Annotated in this window: 13 protein-coding genes, 1 tRNA gene and 1 other RNA gene; 7 read left to right on the top strand and 8 right to left on the bottom strand. The window is 66.2% G+C overall.

Features of this window, described 5'->3' with window-relative positions; all coding sequences use genetic code 11:
- The first annotated feature begins 345 nt into the window (after positions 1–345).
- The 3 genes from M2390_RS07305 (at position 346) to M2390_RS07315 (ending at position 7,865) form a co-directional block, all read left to right on the top strand.
- On the top strand, positions 346–5,709 hold the full coding sequence (locus M2390_RS07305; RefSeq protein ID WP_259177828.1) for a hypothetical protein: 5,364 nt from the start codon (positions 346–348) through the stop codon (positions 5,707–5,709).
- 108 nt (positions 5,710–5,817) lie between these two features.
- A complete protein-coding gene (locus tag M2390_RS07310) occupies positions 5,818–6,582 on the top strand; it encodes a DUF5819 family protein (RefSeq protein WP_259177829.1) in 765 nt (254 codons plus the stop codon).
- Complete coding sequence (locus tag M2390_RS07315; RefSeq protein ID WP_259177830.1) at positions 6,579–7,865, top strand: HTTM domain-containing protein; 1,287 nt, start codon at positions 6,579–6,581, stop codon at positions 7,863–7,865. The genes M2390_RS07310 and M2390_RS07315 overlap by 4 nt, the downstream gene beginning before the upstream one ends.
- 61 nt (positions 7,866–7,926) lie before the next feature.
- Here the strand turns inward: M2390_RS07315 and M2390_RS07320 are convergent, their stop codons facing one another.
- The 3 genes from M2390_RS07320 to ffs all read right to left on the bottom strand — a co-directional run bounded on the left by M2390_RS07320 (position 7,927) and on the right by ffs (position 11,433).
- Positions 7,927–9,126 carry an acetate/propionate family kinase gene (locus M2390_RS07320; protein ID WP_121689628.1) on the bottom strand — a complete coding sequence of 400 codons (1,200 nt, stop codon included), beginning with the start codon at positions 9,124–9,126 and terminating at the stop codon, positions 7,927–7,929.
- Positions 9,127–9,134: 8 nt separating this feature from the next.
- The gene (gene pta / locus M2390_RS07325) at positions 9,135–11,276 is read right to left on the bottom strand and encodes a phosphate acetyltransferase (protein WP_187976823.1); all 2,142 of its coding nucleotides are present in this window, start codon (positions 11,274–11,276) and stop codon (positions 9,135–9,137) included.
- Between the two features lie 60 nt (positions 11,277–11,336).
- Positions 11,337–11,433: signal recognition particle sRNA small type (ffs, locus tag M2390_RS07330), an RNA gene on the bottom strand.
- A 159-nt stretch (positions 11,434–11,592) separates the two neighbouring features.
- Between ffs and M2390_RS07335 the strand changes: the two genes are divergently transcribed.
- A tRNA-Ser gene (locus M2390_RS07335) sits at positions 11,593–11,682 on the top strand.
- Between the two features lie 226 nt (positions 11,683–11,908).
- Here M2390_RS07335 and M2390_RS07340 read toward each other — a convergent pair.
- Together M2390_RS07340 and M2390_RS07345 are read right to left on the bottom strand one after the other, a co-directional pair.
- Positions 11,909–13,057 (bottom strand): MFS transporter, encoded by a 1,149-nt coding sequence (locus M2390_RS07340; protein WP_259177831.1) that lies wholly within the window; start codon positions 13,055–13,057, stop codon positions 11,909–11,911.
- A gap of 83 nt (positions 13,058–13,140) precedes the next feature.
- Positions 13,141–13,746, bottom strand: coding sequence for a TetR/AcrR family transcriptional regulator (locus M2390_RS07345; protein ID WP_259177832.1), 606 nt, complete (start codon positions 13,744–13,746; stop codon positions 13,141–13,143).
- 80 nt (positions 13,747–13,826) lie between these two features.
- On the opposite strand from M2390_RS07345, the gene M2390_RS07350 reads away from it, so the two are divergent.
- The 3 genes from M2390_RS07350 (at position 13,827) to M2390_RS07360 (ending at position 15,854) form a co-directional block, all read left to right on the top strand.
- Complete coding sequence (locus M2390_RS07350) at positions 13,827–14,309, top strand: DUF1801 domain-containing protein (protein ID WP_259177833.1); 483 nt, start codon at positions 13,827–13,829, stop codon at positions 14,307–14,309.
- A gap of 85 nt (positions 14,310–14,394) precedes the next feature.
- Positions 14,395–15,249 carry a bifunctional 2-polyprenyl-6-hydroxyphenol methylase/3-demethylubiquinol 3-O-methyltransferase UbiG gene (locus M2390_RS07355; RefSeq protein ID WP_259177834.1) on the top strand — a complete coding sequence of 285 codons (855 nt, stop codon included), beginning with the start codon at positions 14,395–14,397 and terminating at the stop codon, positions 15,247–15,249.
- Between the two features lie 59 nt (positions 15,250–15,308).
- On the top strand, positions 15,309–15,854 hold the full coding sequence (locus tag M2390_RS07360; protein WP_121689623.1) for a hypothetical protein: 546 nt from the start codon (positions 15,309–15,311) through the stop codon (positions 15,852–15,854).
- Between the two features lie 93 nt (positions 15,855–15,947).
- Here the strand turns inward: M2390_RS07360 and M2390_RS07365 are convergent, their stop codons facing one another.
- From M2390_RS07365 to M2390_RS07375, 3 genes are read right to left on the bottom strand one after another with little or no spacing between them, the layout of a single operon-like run.
- Positions 15,948–16,706, bottom strand: coding sequence for an ABC transporter ATP-binding protein (locus M2390_RS07365; RefSeq protein ID WP_259177835.1), 759 nt, complete (start codon positions 16,704–16,706; stop codon positions 15,948–15,950).
- Positions 16,703–17,767: an iron chelate uptake ABC transporter family permease subunit gene (locus M2390_RS07370; protein ID WP_259177836.1), complete on the bottom strand. Its 1,065-nt coding sequence runs from the start codon at positions 17,765–17,767 to the stop codon at positions 16,703–16,705. The genes M2390_RS07365 and M2390_RS07370 overlap by 4 nt, the downstream gene beginning before the upstream one ends.
- Complete coding sequence (locus tag M2390_RS07375) at positions 17,760–18,710, bottom strand: ABC transporter permease (protein ID WP_259178065.1); 951 nt, start codon at positions 18,708–18,710, stop codon at positions 17,760–17,762. The genes M2390_RS07370 and M2390_RS07375 overlap by 8 nt, the downstream gene beginning before the upstream one ends.
- Positions 18,711–18,754 lie beyond the last annotated feature (44 nt).

Consider the following 18,754-nt stretch of genomic DNA (forward strand, 5'->3'; position numbering starts at 1 on the left):
ATCCGCTGGGTGTTTTCCGACCCCTCGATTGGGCCACACCGCCCTGAAAACCCCGTGATTACACGGTTTTTGACGGGCCGTAACATCACGAAACCTCCGCGCCCAAAACGTGACACAGGGTGGCAAACGGGCGCGAAAAACTTACCCCAAGTCGGGGGGCGCCATCCGTGTGTGACACTCGTATTTCCTAATCACCACGCGATAATCTCGCGGTTTTTCACCCGGTTTTTCACCCAGTCCCCCACCCGGGGGACCCCCTGGACGCCCAATTTGCGGATTGCTAGCCTGTCCGCACGTGCGCGGGTACGCGTGCGTCACCGTTCATCCGAATAAGGGGATTCTTCGATGAGAACAAATGCACCACCGAGCTGGAAGAAGCGCCGAACGCGCAACCGGCTCCTGACAGCCACCGCGGGGGTTGCCCTAGGGGCGCTCATCGCGGTCCCGATTGGGAACGCAGCGGTTGCGCTTCCCAATGATGCCTCCGAGGCGCAGGGCCAGTTCCTGCGCAGCGGACTCTTCAACTCCGCGATTCCGCTTGCGGATCTCGGCACGGCCGTCGCGGGTAACCCGTCGGCACCGGCCGCCAACACCCAGGCCCTGAACGTGGGGGCCCTCGGTGCCATCAACGTCGGCCTGGGTTCGCTTCAGCTTCCGCTGATCGGTCCGCCCGGCACCGGCCTGATCGATCTGGGCCAGCTGGGAACCCTGCGCGGTTTTGCCTCGGCACCGTCCGCCACCAATGCGATCGCCTCCTCCGGCCTGATCCAGGCCGACGGGAGCCTGGCGGTCAGCGGCGGCAATGGCTCCACCCTGACTCCGGCCTACGTTGACCTGCACCGACTGTTCAGCCAGCTCCAGGTCACCGGTCTCACCGACACGGTTCTGGACCAGGCGCGACTGGAAATTGGTGCCCTTGCGTCACGGATCGAGGCCACCGGCCCGGCCACTACGTCGAGCCAGTACGCGCTGAGCCAGCTGGGTCTGCAGCTGCGTAGCCCGCTCGTGGGTAACCTCACCACGACCGTCGGAACCACCGTACAAACCACCACGAACACGCTGAACTCGTTGGTGGGCACCGGCGGTGCGCTCACAAACATTTTGACTGCCGTGGCGGGCGTGATCAACGCGCTCAACCTGGGCACGATCGGCCTCGTGGACATTGGGCTCCTTCGGGTGACAGGCACGCCGACCGTGGCGATCAATGGTCTCGACACCGTGGGTGCCACCGTGGTTCAAAAGCTCATCGCAACGCCGATTACCAGCGGCGCCGTGACGCTGAATGTCGGGACCGGCGCGATCAGCGTTGACCTTGCCAAGATCCTTCGGGACCTCGATGGCCGCGACATCAACAATCTGCCCCCGAACACCGAGCTGCTCTCGGCTCCGGTGATCAATGCCATCGTTGCCGGGGTAACCAACACCATCTCCGGAATCACCCAGCGGGTAACCGAACTCACCCTGGAAACCATCAACGCGCTTTCGGTGACGATGTCCCTTCAGATTCAGGGTGCGTGTCTTCCGATTGTGGGATGTGCGCTGACCGGCGGGATCAAGATCAACGGTTCACTCGCTCAGCTGAGCGGTCTGGATCCGACCCCGCTGACCATCGACACGTCGACGATCTCGGTGGTCGGTCTGCCCGTTGGGCAGATCATCGCACCGCTGACCAACGGTATCCTGGCGGGACTCGCACCCATCGTGAGCGGAACCCTGGGCCTGGCCCTTCGTACCGCGATCACCGCTATCGGTCCGGCGCTGACCCCGCTGGTTCAGGCGCTGGTGACTCCGGTCACCGCCGCGCTGGACCCGATTCTGCGTGGTGTCCTCAACCAGGTCGTGGCCATTCGTATTAACGAACAGCCGACTGTTGCCCCGATCAACGGGACCGGCGATCTGGGGACCAACTCGCGCACGGTGCGGGCCCTGGGCGTTTCCCTTCTTCCTATCCTGGGGAATGTGGCATCGATCGGCTTCGCCTCCTCGAGCGTCCGTGTAGCCGCGGATGATCCCGGTGGGGCCGACGCCACGGCCAACGCCAACGCGGCCGCGAATGCAGATGCCGCGGCGGATCCCACCGCTACCGCGAACACCAACGCAGCCGCCACCGCGGATGCCAACGTGAACGCATCGGCATCGGCCGCCGCTTCGGCTGCGGCCAACGGCGACAACACCGCCGGCGCACAGGCCGCGGCTCAGGCCGCAGCCAACGGTGACAACACTGCGGCAGGGTCGGCAGCAGCCAACCCGAACGCCAACGCTGCTTCGCAGTCCGCCGCGAACGCCCAGGCATCCACCGGTGCCTCGGCAGACTCGACGACCGCCGCGAACTCGTCGGCTAACGCCTCCGCCGTCGGTGCCGCCGATGCCAACGGAAACAGCGACAGCGCCGCCAATGGTTCGGCTGCCGCCAACGGAAACTCCGGAGCAGCCGCCTCGGTAGCCGCCAACGCGAGCTCGTCCTCGGACGCGTCCACCAACGCCGCCGCCAACGCAACCGCCACCGCCGACCCGCAGGCAGCAGCCACGGCAGATGCCGCGGCCGACCCGGGCACGGCAGCCAGCGCCAACACGGCGGCGGATGCCAACGTGAACACCAACGCCGCGGCATCCGCCTCGGCCTCGGCGAACGCGGACGGCAACAACAACGCGGTTGCTCAGGCAGCCGCCCAGGCAGCCGCACTCGCGGACGCCACCAGCACCGCCTCCGCGGCAGCCGATGCGACGGGTAACTCCGCCGCGCTGACCGCCGCCACCGCGGACGCATCTAACAACGCCTCGACCAACTCCGACACGGCCGCTATTGCGTCCGCGCAGGCAGCGTCGAACGCGGACAACTCGTCCAACACCAACGGAACCGCGTCCGCCGCGGCCGATGCGAACCCGAACTCGGCCGCTCAGGCTGCCGCGACGGCGACTTCTTCGGCGAACGCGTCCGCGACCGCCGCCGCCAACGGAACGGCCACCGCCGACCCGCAGGCAGCAGCCACCGCCACGGCAACCACCGACGCCAACGCAACCGCCACCGCGGATGCGGGAGCGAACGCGGCAGCCAACCCGGATGCGGATGCCAACGCGGCAGCCGACCCGCAGGCAGCGGCCACCGCAACCGCCGACGCAACCGGAACGGCCACCGCCGACCCGGGCGCAGCGGCAACCGCCACGGCCGATGCTGCCACCACCGCAGACGCCAACGTGAACGCCAACGCCGCCGCTTCGGCTTCGGCATCGGCCACCGCCGATGGTGACAACAACGCCGGTGCTCAGGCAGCGGCCCAGGCTGCGGCCGACGGCGACAGCAATTCCGGCGCTTCCGCCGCCGCCAACGGTGACGCATCCGCCGCCGCGCAGTCGGCTGCGACCGCTCAGGCATCCTCGGACGCCTCGGCTACCTCGACCACCGCGGCGAACTCATCCGCCAACGTGTCCGCGGGAGCAGCGGCCAACGCCGACAACACCGCCAACACCAACGGTGCTGCCTCGGCAGCGGCTCAGGGCAACGCATCGGCAGCGGCAAACTCCGCCGCCATTGCCACCGCCTCGACCAACGCCTCCAGCGATGCCGCCGCTACCGGAACGGCAACCGCCGACCCGCAGGCAGCAGCCACCGCCACGGCAACCACCGACGCCAACGCAACCGCCACCGCCACCGCGGATGCGGGAGCGAACGCGGCAGCCAACCCGGATGCGGATGCCAACGCGACGGCAACCGCAGACGCCGGCGCCAACGCGGCAGCGGACCCCGACGCGGCAGCAACCGCTGACGCGTCGGCTAACCCGAACACCGCGGCAACCGCCGATGCGGCAGCCACCGGAACGGCTACCGCCGACCCCGCGGCCAACGCAACCGCAACCGCCGACGCAACCGGAACGGCTACCGCCGACCCGGGCGCAGCAGCAACCGCAACCGCCGACGCCGATGTGAACGCCAACGCCGCCGCTTCGGCAGCAGCATCGGCATCCGCCAACGGTGACAACACCGCCGCCGCCCAGGCAGCAGCTCAGGCTGCAGCCAACGGCGACAACAGCGCCGCCGGCACCACGGCGGCCACCGCCAACGCGAACGCCGCATCGCAGGCAGCCGCAACCGCAGAGGCATCCTCGGACGCCTCGGCAACCTCGGCTACCGCGGCGAACTCTTCGGCTAACGTGTCCGCAGCTGCCGCCGCCAACGGCGACAACACCGCGAACACCAACGGTGCCGCAAGCGCAGCAGCTCAGGGCAACGCATCGGCAGCGGCAAATGCCGCCGCCATTGCCACCGCCTCGACCAACGCGTCCAGCGATGCCGCCGCCAACGGAACGGCCACGGCCGACCCCGAGGCAGCAGCCACCGCAACCACCGCAACGGATGCTAACGCCGCGGCAGATGCCAACGCCGCAGCCGACCCGCAGGCGGCAGCCACCGCTACCGCCGACGCAAACGCCACCGCAACCGCAACCGCGGATGCGGGAGCCGACGCGAGCGCCAGCCCGACCGCGGACGCCAACGCAACCGCAAACGCCGCGGCTGACCCGAACGCGGCAGCAACCGCGGACGCGGCAGCCGACCCACAGGCGGCAGCCACCGCTACCGCCGATGCAACTGGGACGGCCACCGCCGACCCGGGCGCAGCGGCAACTGCCACCGCGACTTCGGACGCTACTGCTGACGCCTCGGGAACGGCTAGTGCCGACCCCGGTGCCAACCCGGCAGCGGACTCGCGCGGTAACGTGGACGCATCGGGTACCCCCGAGGGCACCGCCACCGCGACCGCGGCGGCCGACCCGGAGGCAGCCGTAGACGCGGACGCCGCAACTCAGGGAACCGCCGAAGCCGAAGCTGCAACCGCCGCTGACGCCAACGTGAACGCCAACGCAGCCGCTTCGGCGTCGGCATCGGCCACCGCCGATGGCGACAACAACGCCGCCGCACAGGCAGCAGCCCAGGCTGCCGCCAACGGTGACAACACGTCGGATGCATCCGCAAAGGCGGAGGCTAACGCCAACGCAGCGGCATCGGCAGCCGCGACCGCTCAGGCATCCTCGGACGCCTCCGCGAACGCTGCTCCAGATGCTACCTCGGCGGCTAACGCGGCAGCAGTCGCCGCGGCCAACGCCGACAACACCTCGAACGCCAACGCGGCTAACAACGCGGCGGCCGAGGGTGACGCATCGGCGGCAGCTTCCTCCGCGGCCATCGCGGATGCAAGCACGGATGCTGCCGGTTCGGCCGCATCCGACCCGGCTGCAAGCTCGCGTGGAAACGCCGACGCCTCGGGTACCCCCGAAGCCGGTGCAACCGCCAACGCGGCAGCAAACCAGGAGGCGGCAGCAGATGCAGCCGCCAACCCGGAAGCGGCCGAAGACGCTGCAGCTGACCCGCAGTCCGCCGCTAACGGCAACATTGCAGCGAACGCACCGACCTCCGCCGCTGACCCGCAGTCCGCCGCCTCTGCTCAGGCCCAGGCCGCGGCGAACGGTGCCGCATCGGCCGGAGGATCCGCAGCCAGCGGAACCAGCGCGAACGGCACCACCGCCGCGAACGCCGGTAGCTCCACCGCATCGGGCAAGCCGACCACCGTTTCCAGCGGTTGGCTCCCGGGCACCGGTAACGACGTACCGTGGTTCCTGATCAGTGGCGCGACCCTCGTGCTCCTGCTCGGTGCCGCGCTGCTGACCCACCAGGTGCGCACCCGTGACCGTCGGGAACAGGAGGTTTCCGACTAGTCTCCCCCGCCGGTGCCGGGACACCCTGAGTGTCCCGGCACCGGCTCTTCCCCTCGTGCCGGCCGGGGCCCCCGGTCGGCACGAGGTTTTCTCGAAAGGCTTCCAGCCATGGGTAAAAAAACTCGATCTCCCCGCTCCCTTGGTATCCGCATCGTCACCGTTGTGGCCCTTCTCTTCACCGGCTGGCACGTTCTGGCCTCATTCTTGTGGATTGCCCCGCCCACGCCCCTGCGCGATGTTGTCCCCGGCAACGCGCTCACCAGCTACATGATCCCCATGTTCGGCCAGTCTTGGAGCGTCTTTGCTCCCGAGCCGATCAATGGCGACTATAAGTTTGAAGTTCGCGCCTGGACCTCCAAGGATGGCGGCGAACCCGAGCTGCACGACTGGGTGGATGCCACCGCCGTGGAGCTCTCGATGATCCGCAACAACCTGTTCCCCCCGCGCGCCGGAATCCAGACCAGCGAGCTTGCCAGTACCGTCAAGGGGCGCTATGACGCGCTGACCGATGAGCAGCGCAAGGTCGTGGCCCTGGGCTATTTCAAGGGTGACGATTCCGAGGCTCGGATGAGCGAGGCTCTCGGCGGAGGCGGCCAGAACGTCGCCGTCAACAACTACCTCTTCGCGGACCGGATGGCCCGCGCCTACGCCACCCAGGTCGCCACCGCGCTGTGGGGTACCCCGGATCGGGTGCAGTTCCGGGTGAGCCGAACCAACGTCATCCCGTTTGCCGAACGTAACAATCCCGACGCCAAGCGTCCCGCCGCACAGATCGCCGATATCGGCTGGCGGGCCGACCTGACCAAGGAGGGCCAGTCCGATCAGGCCTTCGGCGATATTTTCCGCGCTCAGTATGAGGGGATCAACAAATGAGCGAGAAGACTCGCCTGAGCCCGCAGCAGTGGCTGCGCACCATCGGCACGATGCTTGCGGGTCTGATCCGTGATGGCTGGAAGCTGCTGATTTCCCTCCCGGTTCGCGGATGGAACTTCGCCGAATCCTGGCTGCTGGATTCGAAAAAGGCCCGCTACGGTATCGCCGTCTCCCGCATCGTTTTTGGCATCACCGGCCTCGGCCTGCTGCTGACAAACTTCCGCACCCGCCTGTACTCGTTTGGTTCGGGATCGGTGTGGAACGATGAGGTCGCCAACATCAAGAGCGACTTCCCCAAGATCTGGATCTTCAGCTGGTTCCACAATGCGATCACCAACGATGCGGCCTATACGGCGCTGTACGTCCTGCTGATGCTGCTTGCGGTCCTGGTGATCCTGGGCTGGCGCACCAAGATCGTGCTGCCGATCTACTTTGTGCTGTGGGTCAGCTTCATCGAGGCCAACGACATGATTGGCGATCAGGGTGACAACATGTACCGCATCGCCCTGTTCTTCTTCCTGTTTGCCGATGTTTCGGGCCGCTGGTCGCTGGATGCTCGTCGCCGCCGAAAGAACGGCACTCCGCGGATCCTGCCGCGCGAGATCAGCAACCTGTTCCACAACCTGGTGCTGGTGATTCTGACCGCTCAGGTGTCGTTTGTGTACGTGTCCGGCGCGCTCTATAAGGCCGGCGGAACCCCCTGGTCCGGCGGGTATGCGATCTACAACCCGCTCTCCACCGAGCGGTTTGGCACCTGGCCGTTCCTGTCCGAGCTGATCACCACCTGGGCACCGCTGGTGGCCTTCCTCACGGTTGGCTCGATGATCATGCAGATGTGCTTCCCGCTGATGCTGCTCACCCGCCCGACCCGGATCATCGCGCTGATCGCGATCATGAGCTTCCACATCGGAATCGGTGTGACCATGGGTCTGCCCTGGTTCTCGCTCACGATGATCGCGATTGACTTCATCTTCATCCGTGACCGCACGTGGAAGGGCCTCCTGGATCGCATTCACGGCGGCTACCGTGAGGCCCGCAGCGAGGTCGAGGGACCCGACACCGCGCGCGAATCGGATACCTCCGGTTCCGCTGCGAAGCCGGTCCCCGCGGACAAGGCCGCCGCCAAGAAGGCCCCGAAGGGTGATCGGGACCCGGAAAAGACGGATGCTCCGGCCGAGGAGGAGCGCGAACTTGTGCCCACCCCCTCGCTGGCTTCTCGTCCGCGCACCCGCGCATCGGGCAGTACCCGTCTCCCTAAGACCGGTACAGCACCGGCGTCCTAGGGCGATAAAACACCGAGGCCGCGGAGGGTTTCCCCTCCGCGGCCTCGGTGTTTTAAGCGGACTAGCCCTCGATGGCCGCCAGGGTCTGGCGGGCGATCTCCAGTTCCTCGTTGGTGGGAACCACGAGCACGGTCACCTCGGAGTCATCCGTGGAGATGATCTTCGGACCGCCACGGCCCTCGTTGCGGGTGGGATCAATCTTGATGCCCAGGCGCTCGAGACCCGCTAGCGCACGGGCCCGAACCGGGGCACTGTTTTCGCCCACACCGGCGGTGAAGACGATGGTATCCACCCGTCCCAGATCCACGTAGTACTTACCCACGTAGCCGCGCAGGCGGTGGTTGTAGACATCCAGTGCGGTGATCGCAATCTCATCACCCTCGGCCGCCCGGGCCTCCAGGTCGCGCATATCGGCGGCACCGGCCAGGCCCAGCAGACCACTCTTGCGGTTGAGCAGGGTGTCGATATCGGCCGCCGACAGTCCGGCGACCCGCTGCAGGTGCACCAGCACCGCGGGGTCCACGTCACCGCTGCGGGTGCCCATGACCAGGCCCTCCAGCGGGGTGAATCCCATCGAGGTGTCCACGGATTCGCCGCCGCGCACGGCGGTGGCCGAGGCACCGTTTCCCAGGTGCAGGATGATCTGGTTGAGCTCGGTCACATCCTTACCCAGGAACTCGGCCGCGGCCCGCGACACATACTGGTGCGAGGTGCCGTGGAACCCGTAGCGACGCACGCGGTGGCGGTCGGCCAGCTCGCGGTCAATCGCATACCGGTAGGCCTTCTCGGGCAGGGTCGCGTGGAACGCGGTGTCGAAGATCGCCACGTGCGGGACGCTGGGGAAGGCCCGCTCGGCCGCGACGATCCCGTCGAGGTTTGCCGGGTTGTGCAGCGGGGCCAGCTCGGCCAGATCCTGAATGTTGATCTTCACCAGATCGGTGATCCGGGTCGCCTCAAAGAAGCGCTTTCCGCCGTGCACCACGCGGTGACCGACGGCGAGGACCGGGTGCTCCTCCATCGACGGGCCGTGCTCGGCGAACCGGGCCAGCATCACCGCAAAGGCATCAACGTGGTTCTTGATCGGCTCCTCGGAGACGATCGGGTTGTCGGGGTCGGCCTCGACGTTGCGGTGGTTGACCACCCCGACGTCCTCGCCGATCCGCTCGATCAAACCGGAGGCGAGAACCTGCTCGCCGGTCATCTCAATCAGCTGATACTTCAGCGAAGAGGACCCGGAGTTCACTACCAAAACCGCGGACATGGTGTTCCTTACTGCTCGTTCGTGGCCGCGGCACCCGCCTGAATGGCGGTGATTGCTACGGTGTTCACAATGTCCTGGACCAGGGCCCCACGGGACAGATCATTAATCGGCTTGTTCAGTCCCTGCAGGACCGGTCCGATGGCAACCGCGCCCGCAGAACGCTGCACGGCCTTATAGGTGTTGTTTCCGGTGTTGAGGTCAGGGAACACAAACACGGTGGCCCGACCGGCAACCTTGGATTCCGGCAGCTTGGCCGCGGCGACCGCGGCATCGGCGGCGGCATCGTACTGAATCGGCCCCTCCACCTCGAGGTCGGGGCGACGCTCACGCACCAGCTCGGTGGCCGCGCGCACCTTCTCCACGTCCGCGCCCGAACCCGAGGTTCCGGTGGAGTAGGAGAGCATCGCGATCTTCGGCTCGACCCCGAACTGGGTCGCGGTTTCGGCCGAGGAGATGGCAATGTCCGCGAGCTGCGGCGAATCGGGGTCGGGAATCACGGCGCAGTCACCGTAGACCAGCACGCGGTCGGCGAGGGCCATCAGGAACACGCTGGAAACCACGTTCACACCCGGACGGGTCTTGATGATTTCAAAGCCCGGACGGATCGTGTGTGCGGTGGTGTGCGCGGCACCCGAGACCATGCCGTCGGCCAGGCCCAGGTGGACCATCAGCGTGCCGAAGTAGGACACGTCGTTGACCACCTCGCGTGCCTTTTCCACGGTCATGCCGCGGTGGGCACGCAGGCGCGCATACTCCTCGGCAAACCGAATGGTGAGGACCGGATCAAACGGGGAGAGCACCTCGGCGCGCGAGATGTCCAGGCCCAGCTCGATCGCGCGCGAGCGCACCTCAAACGGCTCACCCAGAATGGTGATCCGGGCGACCTCGCGGGCCAGCAGAATGTGGGCGGCACGTAGGATGCGGTCATCCCCACCCTCGGGCAGCACGATGTGGCGGCGCGCCTGGCGAGCACGCTCGATCAGGCCGTACTCAAACATCAGCGGGGTGACCACACCGGTGGTGGAAACCTGCAGCAGGTCGAGGAGGCGATCCACCTCGACGTTCTGCTCAAACAGGGCTAGCGCCGAGTCATACTTCCGCGGGGATTCGGCGGCCAAGCGGCCACGGGTGCGGGTGATCCGCACGGCCGTCTGGTAGCTGCCGTACTCGGTCGCGATGATCGGGGTGACCGACTTCAAACCGTTCAGCAGACGCTGCACGGGTTCTGGAAGCTCGAATCCACCGTTCAGGATGATGCCCGAGATCGACGGGAAGTTATCGGAGGCGTGGGCGAGCAGCACGGCCAGGAGCACGTCGCTGCGGTCGCCGGGGACCATGACAACGGCACCCTCGGTCAGGCGCGGCAGCACGTTTTCCATCGACATCGCGGCGAGGACCACACCGAGCGCCTCGCGACGCAGCAGCGCGCTGTCGCCGGAGATCATGGTGCCGTCCACGGCGTTCAGGATGGACTGCATGCTGGGCGCGACGAGGAACGGATCCTCGGGGATGGCCCACACCGGAACGCGCGGGCCCACGCTCTCGGGCAGCGCACTCTCGATCGCCTCAACGATCTCGGCCGAGCGCGCGGCCTCGGCACGGTTGGCCACCACGGCCAGCAGGTGCGCGTGTTCGCTGTGCAGCTCCTGGATCGCCTGCTCCATGACCTGACGCATGTCATCGGGCTCACGGGCGGCGGACAGGCCGAGCTCCTCGCCGGTACCGGGGCCCTCGCGGCCACCGAGGACCAGCAGGACCGGGACACCGAGGTTCGCGGCGATGCGCGCGTTGAAACCAAACTCGGCGGGGCCGGCAACGTCGGTATAGTCCGAGCCGAGCACCACGACGGCGTCGCACAGGGCCTCGACCGCCTTATAGCGGGCGACGATATTGGCGAGCGCCTCGTCGGGGTCGCGGTGGACGTCCTCGTAGGTCACACCCACGCAGTCGTCGTAGTCGAGCGACACGCTTTCGTGGTTGACGAGCAGCTCGAGCACATAGTCTCGATCGCTGTCCTCATCGATGCGGACGATTGGACGGAAAATTCCGACACGGGGCACGCGCCTGCTCAGCGCGTCAAGAACCCCCAGTGCAACCGTAGATTTTCCGGTGTGGCCTTCGGCCGCGGTGATATAGATACTCTGCGCCATTACGCTCCGTACGGGTGGGTGTTCCTCTTACCTTCCGGGCGGCGGATAGCTCCCCGGAAAGCAAACGACCCCTCGCGCACCCGCCAGAGCCTGGTTACCCTTGCTACATTTCTGTCCTGGGGGAGTTGGCCTGGATGACGCCACGCGAGGAGTCATCTGTTAGCTTACCCGATTTTATCCCGGATCACATTTGGACAACAGGCCCGGGGGTGTTGAACGATGCCGATCTGTCGGATCCGGCGCGCCCGACGCGCTCAGTTAGGAACTGCGCCCACCTTCTGGGTAAGATGTTCACGTTGCCTCGTGCAATGCAGTTGGAGAATTCGCCTAGTGGCCTATGGCGCACGCTTGGAAAGCGTGTTGGGTGTTACAGCCCTCGGGGGTTCGAATCCCCCATTCTCCGCCATCGAAAATCCCCTGGTTAGCCAGGGGATTTTCGCGTTTATGGGGTCGATCCGGCCGGCGGTGGTTCCCCGAACTCCCGCTCACGCGATATCCGGACCGCTCCCCCGCGGCCCACAATCATGCCGTGGGCGCAGGCCTCACCGGCCGCGCGCTGGACGTGTTTTTTGGTTGCTGAATATCAACCGTGAAAACAATTTGTCCACGATCTGCCCGTGTCGCCGCAGCTCTCAGGAGTGGCGTGATTTGGTCGCTAACAGCGGTCGAATCATCACCAGCACGGCGAGCGCCGCCATGCCTGCCCCCAGCCAGAGCGGGGCGCGGAGCCCGAAGGCATCGATCCCGATGCCGCCCGCGGCGGACCCAATCACGACCCCGAGGGTGATCATCGAGAGGTGCGCGGTATTCACCAGGACGCCGGGCCCACCCACCCCCTGCACGCGCACGGTCATGGCCGGGTTCATGGTGACCCCCACCAACCCAACTATCAGCATCGCCGCAACGGCAACCACCGGAACCTGGGCCCAGATCGCGAAGGCCACCAGGGCGAGCGCACTGAGTCCGGTCCCGATCACCAACACCGGAAGCGTATACCGACTTGCCAATCGCGACACGATCTCGGTACCGAGCACGGTGACCAGGCCGTAACCGAGCAGGAGGAGCGGGATGATCGCCAGATCAAACCCGGCCAGTTCCTGCAGAATCGGGGTGAAGTAGGAGAAGGCGGCGAATGCGCCACCAATGATGAGGGTCGAGGTTGCCATCACCCCCCAGAGCCGCGGATTTCGGAACACGGTCAGGCCCGCCAGAAGGCTCTCGGTCGCCCGGCCTCCCACCCTCGCCGGAACGATCATCAGAGTGGCCACCGCCACGATCAGCGTCAGCACCCCGATGCCAATAAAGGTCGCCCGCCATCCCCACTGCCCGCCCATCCAGGTGGCGAGCGGGAGACCAAACGCGGTGCCCAGCATCAGGCCCTGCATCACGATACCCACCGCACGGCCACGCAGCTGCTCGGCAACCATCGCCCCCGCCACGGTCACGGCGACCCCCATAAACGCACCGGATGCGGCACCCGTCACGACCCTCGCCGCCGCCATCACCGCATAGTTGGGTGCCCAAGCCGCGATCACATTACCCACCAGGAACAGGGCAAAGAGCAGCATCAGTGCACTCTTTTGACGCCAGCGGTACAGCAGGATCGCCAGAATTGGGCCACCCACAGACATTGCAAGGGAGAACAGGGTGACGAGATAGCCCACCTGGGACACGGATACATCCAGCCCCGCGGCCATCTGCGGCATGAGGCCGCTCACGGCAAACTCACTCGTCACCAGGGCGAAGATGCCCACCGCGAGGAGATAGATCGAACGAGACATAGATTCCTTTTTTTATTCGAAAGTACAAAATGAGGGCATGGGAAACCCCGGGTGTAACCCCGAGGGAATTCGCGACCCGGGCGCTAGCGTGCGCTCAGCGCGCGCAACCCCAGTCGTGCGGATGCCGCGAGCTCGGAACCGGAAGCCCCGGCCTGAGCATTCACCCGAATACCGTTGATCAGCCCAATCACCAGCCAGGCGGCATCATTCGGGGTGACATCGACCGAGATGGAGCCATCGATGTGCCCCTGCGATGCGGCCCAGGCCAGCAGCCTGCGTCGCATGTTTACATCGCGTGCGATCGACTCGGCCACGTGTGAATCGCGAGCACGCAGATCCGGTGCCAGCAGCGTCCCGACCACCATGCACCCGGCGGCGCCTCCCGAGGCGGCGGCATCCACCTCCTCCTGAATCACGCGATCCAGCAGAAGTTCAAAGCGCCGGAAGGCCGGAGTATCCTCGGTCTCCATAATCTCAGCCGAGGCCGCGTAGGTTTCGGCGATAAAGCGATCAAGCGCGCGGCGAAACAGCTCATCCTTTGACACAAATGCGTTATACAGGCTGCCTCGACCCATGCCCGTGGCCTCACACAGCTCCTCGGTGGAGGTATCGGCGAATCCTCGGCGTCGGAATTCTCCGGCAGCCGCATCCAGCACACTGTCCTCGTTAAATGTCCGCGGTCTTCCCATGGGGCCAGCGTATCCTATTTTGTACTTTAAAGTTTAAAAAGGTCGCGTAGGCTGACAGACACCCGGACGAGAGGAACCCGATGACGCTGCACCTTCCCCCGGAGATCGCCGAGCGCGTCGAGGCGGTCGCCCACGCCGGACGGCGCGCGGACGCCCTCACCCTGATCGAGATGCTGCGCGAGATCACCGGTTTGGAACCGACCCTCTGGAAGGGCATCATCGGCTTTGGCGAGTACCACTACCGCTATGCCAGCGGACACTCGGGGACCGCACCCGCCGCGGGATTTGCGCCCCGCGCCGGTGCCAGCGTGATCTATCTCCCCGACGGGATCGACACCTATGCCGCCGAACTCGCCGGCCTCGGCCCGCATAAAACCGGCGTGGGCTGCCTGTACATTGCCCGCCTGGACCGCACCAACCTCTCGGTTCTCGAAGACATCCTCGCCCGATCCTTCGCCGCCGTCACCGCGGGCACCTTCACCCAGCGCGCCCGCGAGGGCGCGGCCCCCTCGGACACTTCGGGCAGACCCCCACTCGATCCCCCGGCTCCACCCGCCAGATAACATCTCCGCACTCGCGGATATGCCGGGTCCCCGCTAGCCTGGAAGGCTCGGCCATCGAGCATCCGCTAGCTAAAAAGGAGCCCGCATGACCGACCACCCCCGCTCTCCCCTCCCCGAGGCCTCCCGCGAGGTGAACCGAGCCAACTGGGATGCACGCGCGCCACTGCACCTCGGATCGCCCGACTATGCGGTGCAGGCGCTGATCGATGATCCCACTCGCATCTCCGATGTGGTCGCCTACGATCGCGAACGCCTGGGCGACATCACCGGGCTGCGCACCGTGCACCTGCAGTGCCATATCGGCACCGACACCCTCTCACTCGCCCGCCTCGGAGCCGCACCCCTCACCGGGCTTGACCTCTCCCCCGCCTCGATCGCCGGTGCCCGCGAGCTTGCCAGTCGAGCGGGGAACGACATCGAGTTTGTGGCATCCGATGTCTATCTGGCCCCCGAGGTGCTCGAACCCGGATCCTTCGACCTCGTCTATACGGGAATCGGCGCACTGTGCTGGCTGCCCGATGTGCGAGCCTGGGCGCACACGGTCGCAACCCTGCTGGCCCCCGGTGGCCGGCTCTTCATTCGCGAGGGCCACCCGATGCTCTGGGCCATCGACGAGAGCAAGACCGAGGGCCTCCAGCTCGGCTTCCCCTATTTCGAACAGCCCGAACCCACCGTCTGGGACGAGGACTCCACGTACGTGCAGACCGAGGAAAAGCTCACCGCGACGATCTCCCACGATTGGAACCACGGCCTGGGCGAGATCATCGGAGCCCTCCTGGCCGAGGGCCTCACCCTGACCGCCCTCGAGGAACACCGCAGCGTCCCCTGGGAAGCCATCCCCGGACGCATGCACCTTATCGACGGCGGAGAGTGGGCGCTCATCGAACACCCCGAACGCCTCCCACTGAGCTACACCCTGCAGGCTGTCAAGGTGGGCTAAACCGAGGTTCCCAGGCGACCCACGAACCGGCTAGGGTGAGGTCAGAGAACGGAGAAGCCTTGCCCGAGCACGCCACGCTGCCCCTCGTGGGCCACCCGGACCGCCGGGCATTCTGGCGCGCCTACCTGGTGTATGCCGTGGTGATGCTGCCGTTTTTCATCCTGCTCTACGGGCTCGCGGGAGGCTCGGGAGAGCTGACGGCCGTCCTCATCGTGCACCTGGGCCTCCTTCTGCTTGGTGCGCTCGCGGGCATCCGTTATGCCCGCACCACCATCTGGCTGGATGCGGACGGCCTACATGAGCGCGGCTTCCTGGGCCGGGTAACGTTCCTCCCCACCGAGCGGATCGGCGGCCACGTGGTGCTCGACCTCCACCGTTCCCTCGCCTCCCGGCCCACCCCGCAACTGTTTGTCCTGGATACCGAGGACCGCCTGTTCTGCCGGATGCGCGGCGAATACTGGTCCCGTGGAAAGATCGACCGCTTCGCCGCCGCCCTCCCCGGCGCATGCACCCGGCCCACCCATCCCTTCACGCTGGATGAGATGCAGCGCAATCATGCCGATCTTCTCTACTGGTACGAACGCAGCCCATTCCGCCTCGCCTAGCCTCCCCCCGACACGGACCCAGGCCAGGCCAGCCAGCTCCTCGCTTAGCCCCCCCCCCGCCACGAACCCAGGCCAGGCCAGCCAGCTCCTCGCCTAGCGGTAGTACACGGCCAGCGGGTACGGGCCATCTCGGCGCACCCGCACCTCGGTATCAAAGAGCGCCCCGAGCACATCGTCACGCATGGTTTCCTCGGGCGTTCCCACGGTCACCAGCTCGCCGTCTCGCAGCGCGACGATCCGGTCCGCATAGGCCGAGGCAAAGTTGATGTCGTGGATCACGATGACAAAGGTCTTGCCCAGCTCATCGGCGGCCCGGCGTAGCTGCCGCATCATCGCCACCGCATGGTGAATGTCGAGGTTGTTGAGCGGCTCGTCCAGCAGGATGTAGCGAGTGTCCTGGGCCAGCACCATCGCCACATACGCGCGCTGACGCTGACCACCGGAGAGCTCATCCAGGAAGCGATCGCGCAGATCGGTGAGACTGAGAAACTCCAGCGCGCTCTCCACATGCGCATGATCCACGGCCGTGAGGCGGCCACGCGAGTGTGGGAACCGGCCGAACGCCACCAGCTGCGCGACCGTCAACCGGGTGATGAAGTGGTTCTCCTGCCGGAGAATCGAGAGCACCTTCGCCAGCTCGCGACTCGGGGTGGTGGCCACGTTGGCCTCCCCCACCACGATCGTGCCGGTGTCCGGTTCCAGCAGTCTGCCCATGATCGTCAGCAGCGTGGATTTCCCCGCGCCGTTTGGACCAACCAGCGCGGTGATCCCGCCCGCCGGGAGCTCAAGCGAGATCGGGCCAAGCACCCGCTTACCCGCATAGCTTTTGGACACATTGGTGAGCGTGATCATAGACGCCCCTTTCGCAGGAGATAGATCAGGAAAAAGAGCCCGCCCACAAACTCGATGATGACCGAGAGCACGCCGGCGGCGGAGAAAATATGGCGCAGGATGAAGTACCCACCCAGCAGCGTGACCAGCCCCAGCAGAAACGCAAACGGCAAGACCAGCGCGTGCCTGGACGAACCGGTGAGCTGATAGGCGAGGGTCGCCACGATAAATCCGAAGAAGGTCAGCGGCCCCACCATCGTGGTGGAGATGGAAATCAGGATCGCGGTGATCACCAGCAGCCCGGTCACCTCGCGCCGGAAGTTGAGTCCAAGGTTGGTCGCGGTTTCTCGTCCGAGCGCCAGCACATCCAACCGGTGCCGCCGGGTCCACACACAGACGATCACCGCCCCGATCACCAGCGTGGCCCAGGGAATGTACTCGGGATTGGAGTTGGACATGTTGCCAAACAGCCGAGCCGAAAGTACGTCGAACTCGCTCGGGGTCAGCATCCGCTGCATAAACGTGGAAACTGAGGCGAACCCCATCCCCAGGATCACCCCGACCAGCAGCATCGTGTGCAGGTTCCCCAACCGGCCCGAGAACAGCCACCGATAGAGCAGGGTCGCGAGGGCAACCATCAGGACGCTCTGGATCGCAACCTTGAGCAGCCCGTCGGTGGCCGCCAGGCTCTGCGCACCCCAGAAGAAGACCAGGGCCGTTTGCATGACCACGTACAGCGCCTCAAACCCCATGATCGACGGGGTGAGAATCCGGTTACTGGTGGCCGTATGAAACAGCACCGTCGCCACCGATTGCGCCGCGGCCACCACGATCATCGTGGCCACCGTGATCCCCCGCCGCTCCACCACCAGCCAGAATCCACGACTGCCCGGTGCGGGGGCGATCCCCCAGCACAGTACTCCCACCGCGGCAAGGATCGCCACGGCCCCCAGGATCACAAAGCGCGGCCAGATCCGTGGCACTCGCGCGGTGGCACGCCGGCTTGCCTCGCGCGGCGCAGGCGGGTAACTCGACCCCACGGCACCGGGGGCGATCCGGTCGGCAGCCTCGCGCTCAGCCACGACGACGCACCCCCAACACCAACGCGATAAACACCGCGGCCCCCAGCACCCCGAGAATCATGGAGGCGGGGACCTCAAACGGCATCCGAATCACCCGGCCGAGGATGTCACACACCATCACGATTGCGATCCCTCCCAGGCACACCCAGGGAATGTTTGAGCGCAGATTATCGCCGCGGATCATCGACACCACATTGGGCACGATCAGCCCCAAAAAGGGCAGAAAACCCACCACCACGGTGGTCACACCGGTGGACACCGCCACCAGGCTGGTGCCCAGGATCAGCGTGCGCCGGTAGTTCAGTCCCACACTCGTGGCGATCTCCCGGCCGAGGCCCGCGACGGTGAATCGATCGGCAACTAGAACGGCGATGATCACGATCACCCCCACAACCCACAGCACCTCATAGCGCCCCCGCACGACCCCGGTGAAGCTGCCCATAAACCAGGTACCCAGCATCTGCAGCATGTTGGTGGTCAGCGCCAGGTAGGTGGTGAATGCCGAGACCACGGCTCCGAGCATGATCCCCACCAGTGGCACAATCAGCGAGGAGGTCAGCGCGATACGCTGCAGGATCGCCAGAAAAATCATCGCCCCCACAAACGCGGCCACACTGGCCACCACCATCTTGGTGCCGAGGGAAGCCTGGGGAACCCAGAGCGTAACCACCAGCAGCCCCAACGCCGCCCACTCGGAGGTACCGGTGGTGCCGGGTTCCACAAACCGGTTGCGGGTGATCATCTGCATGATCAGCCCCGACACCGCCATCGCCGAACCCGCAAGTACCAGGGCCGCGGTGCGCGGCACCCGGGAAATCCAAAACATTTCGGGCCCGAAACTATCGCCGGTGATGTCGAAGACACCCACACTCAGCGATACGGCAATCAGCCCGGCCACCCCCGCGGTGGCCACACCCAGCCAGACCCCACCTCGCACCCGCATCCGGGTACGGGGTGGGGTCTGGCGGGCAGCCGTGCCGGGCAGCG

This window comes from Mycetocola sp. BIGb0189, assembly GCF_024810155.1.
GTDB lineage: Bacteria > Actinomycetota > Actinomycetes > Actinomycetales > Microbacteriaceae > Mycetocola > Mycetocola lacteus.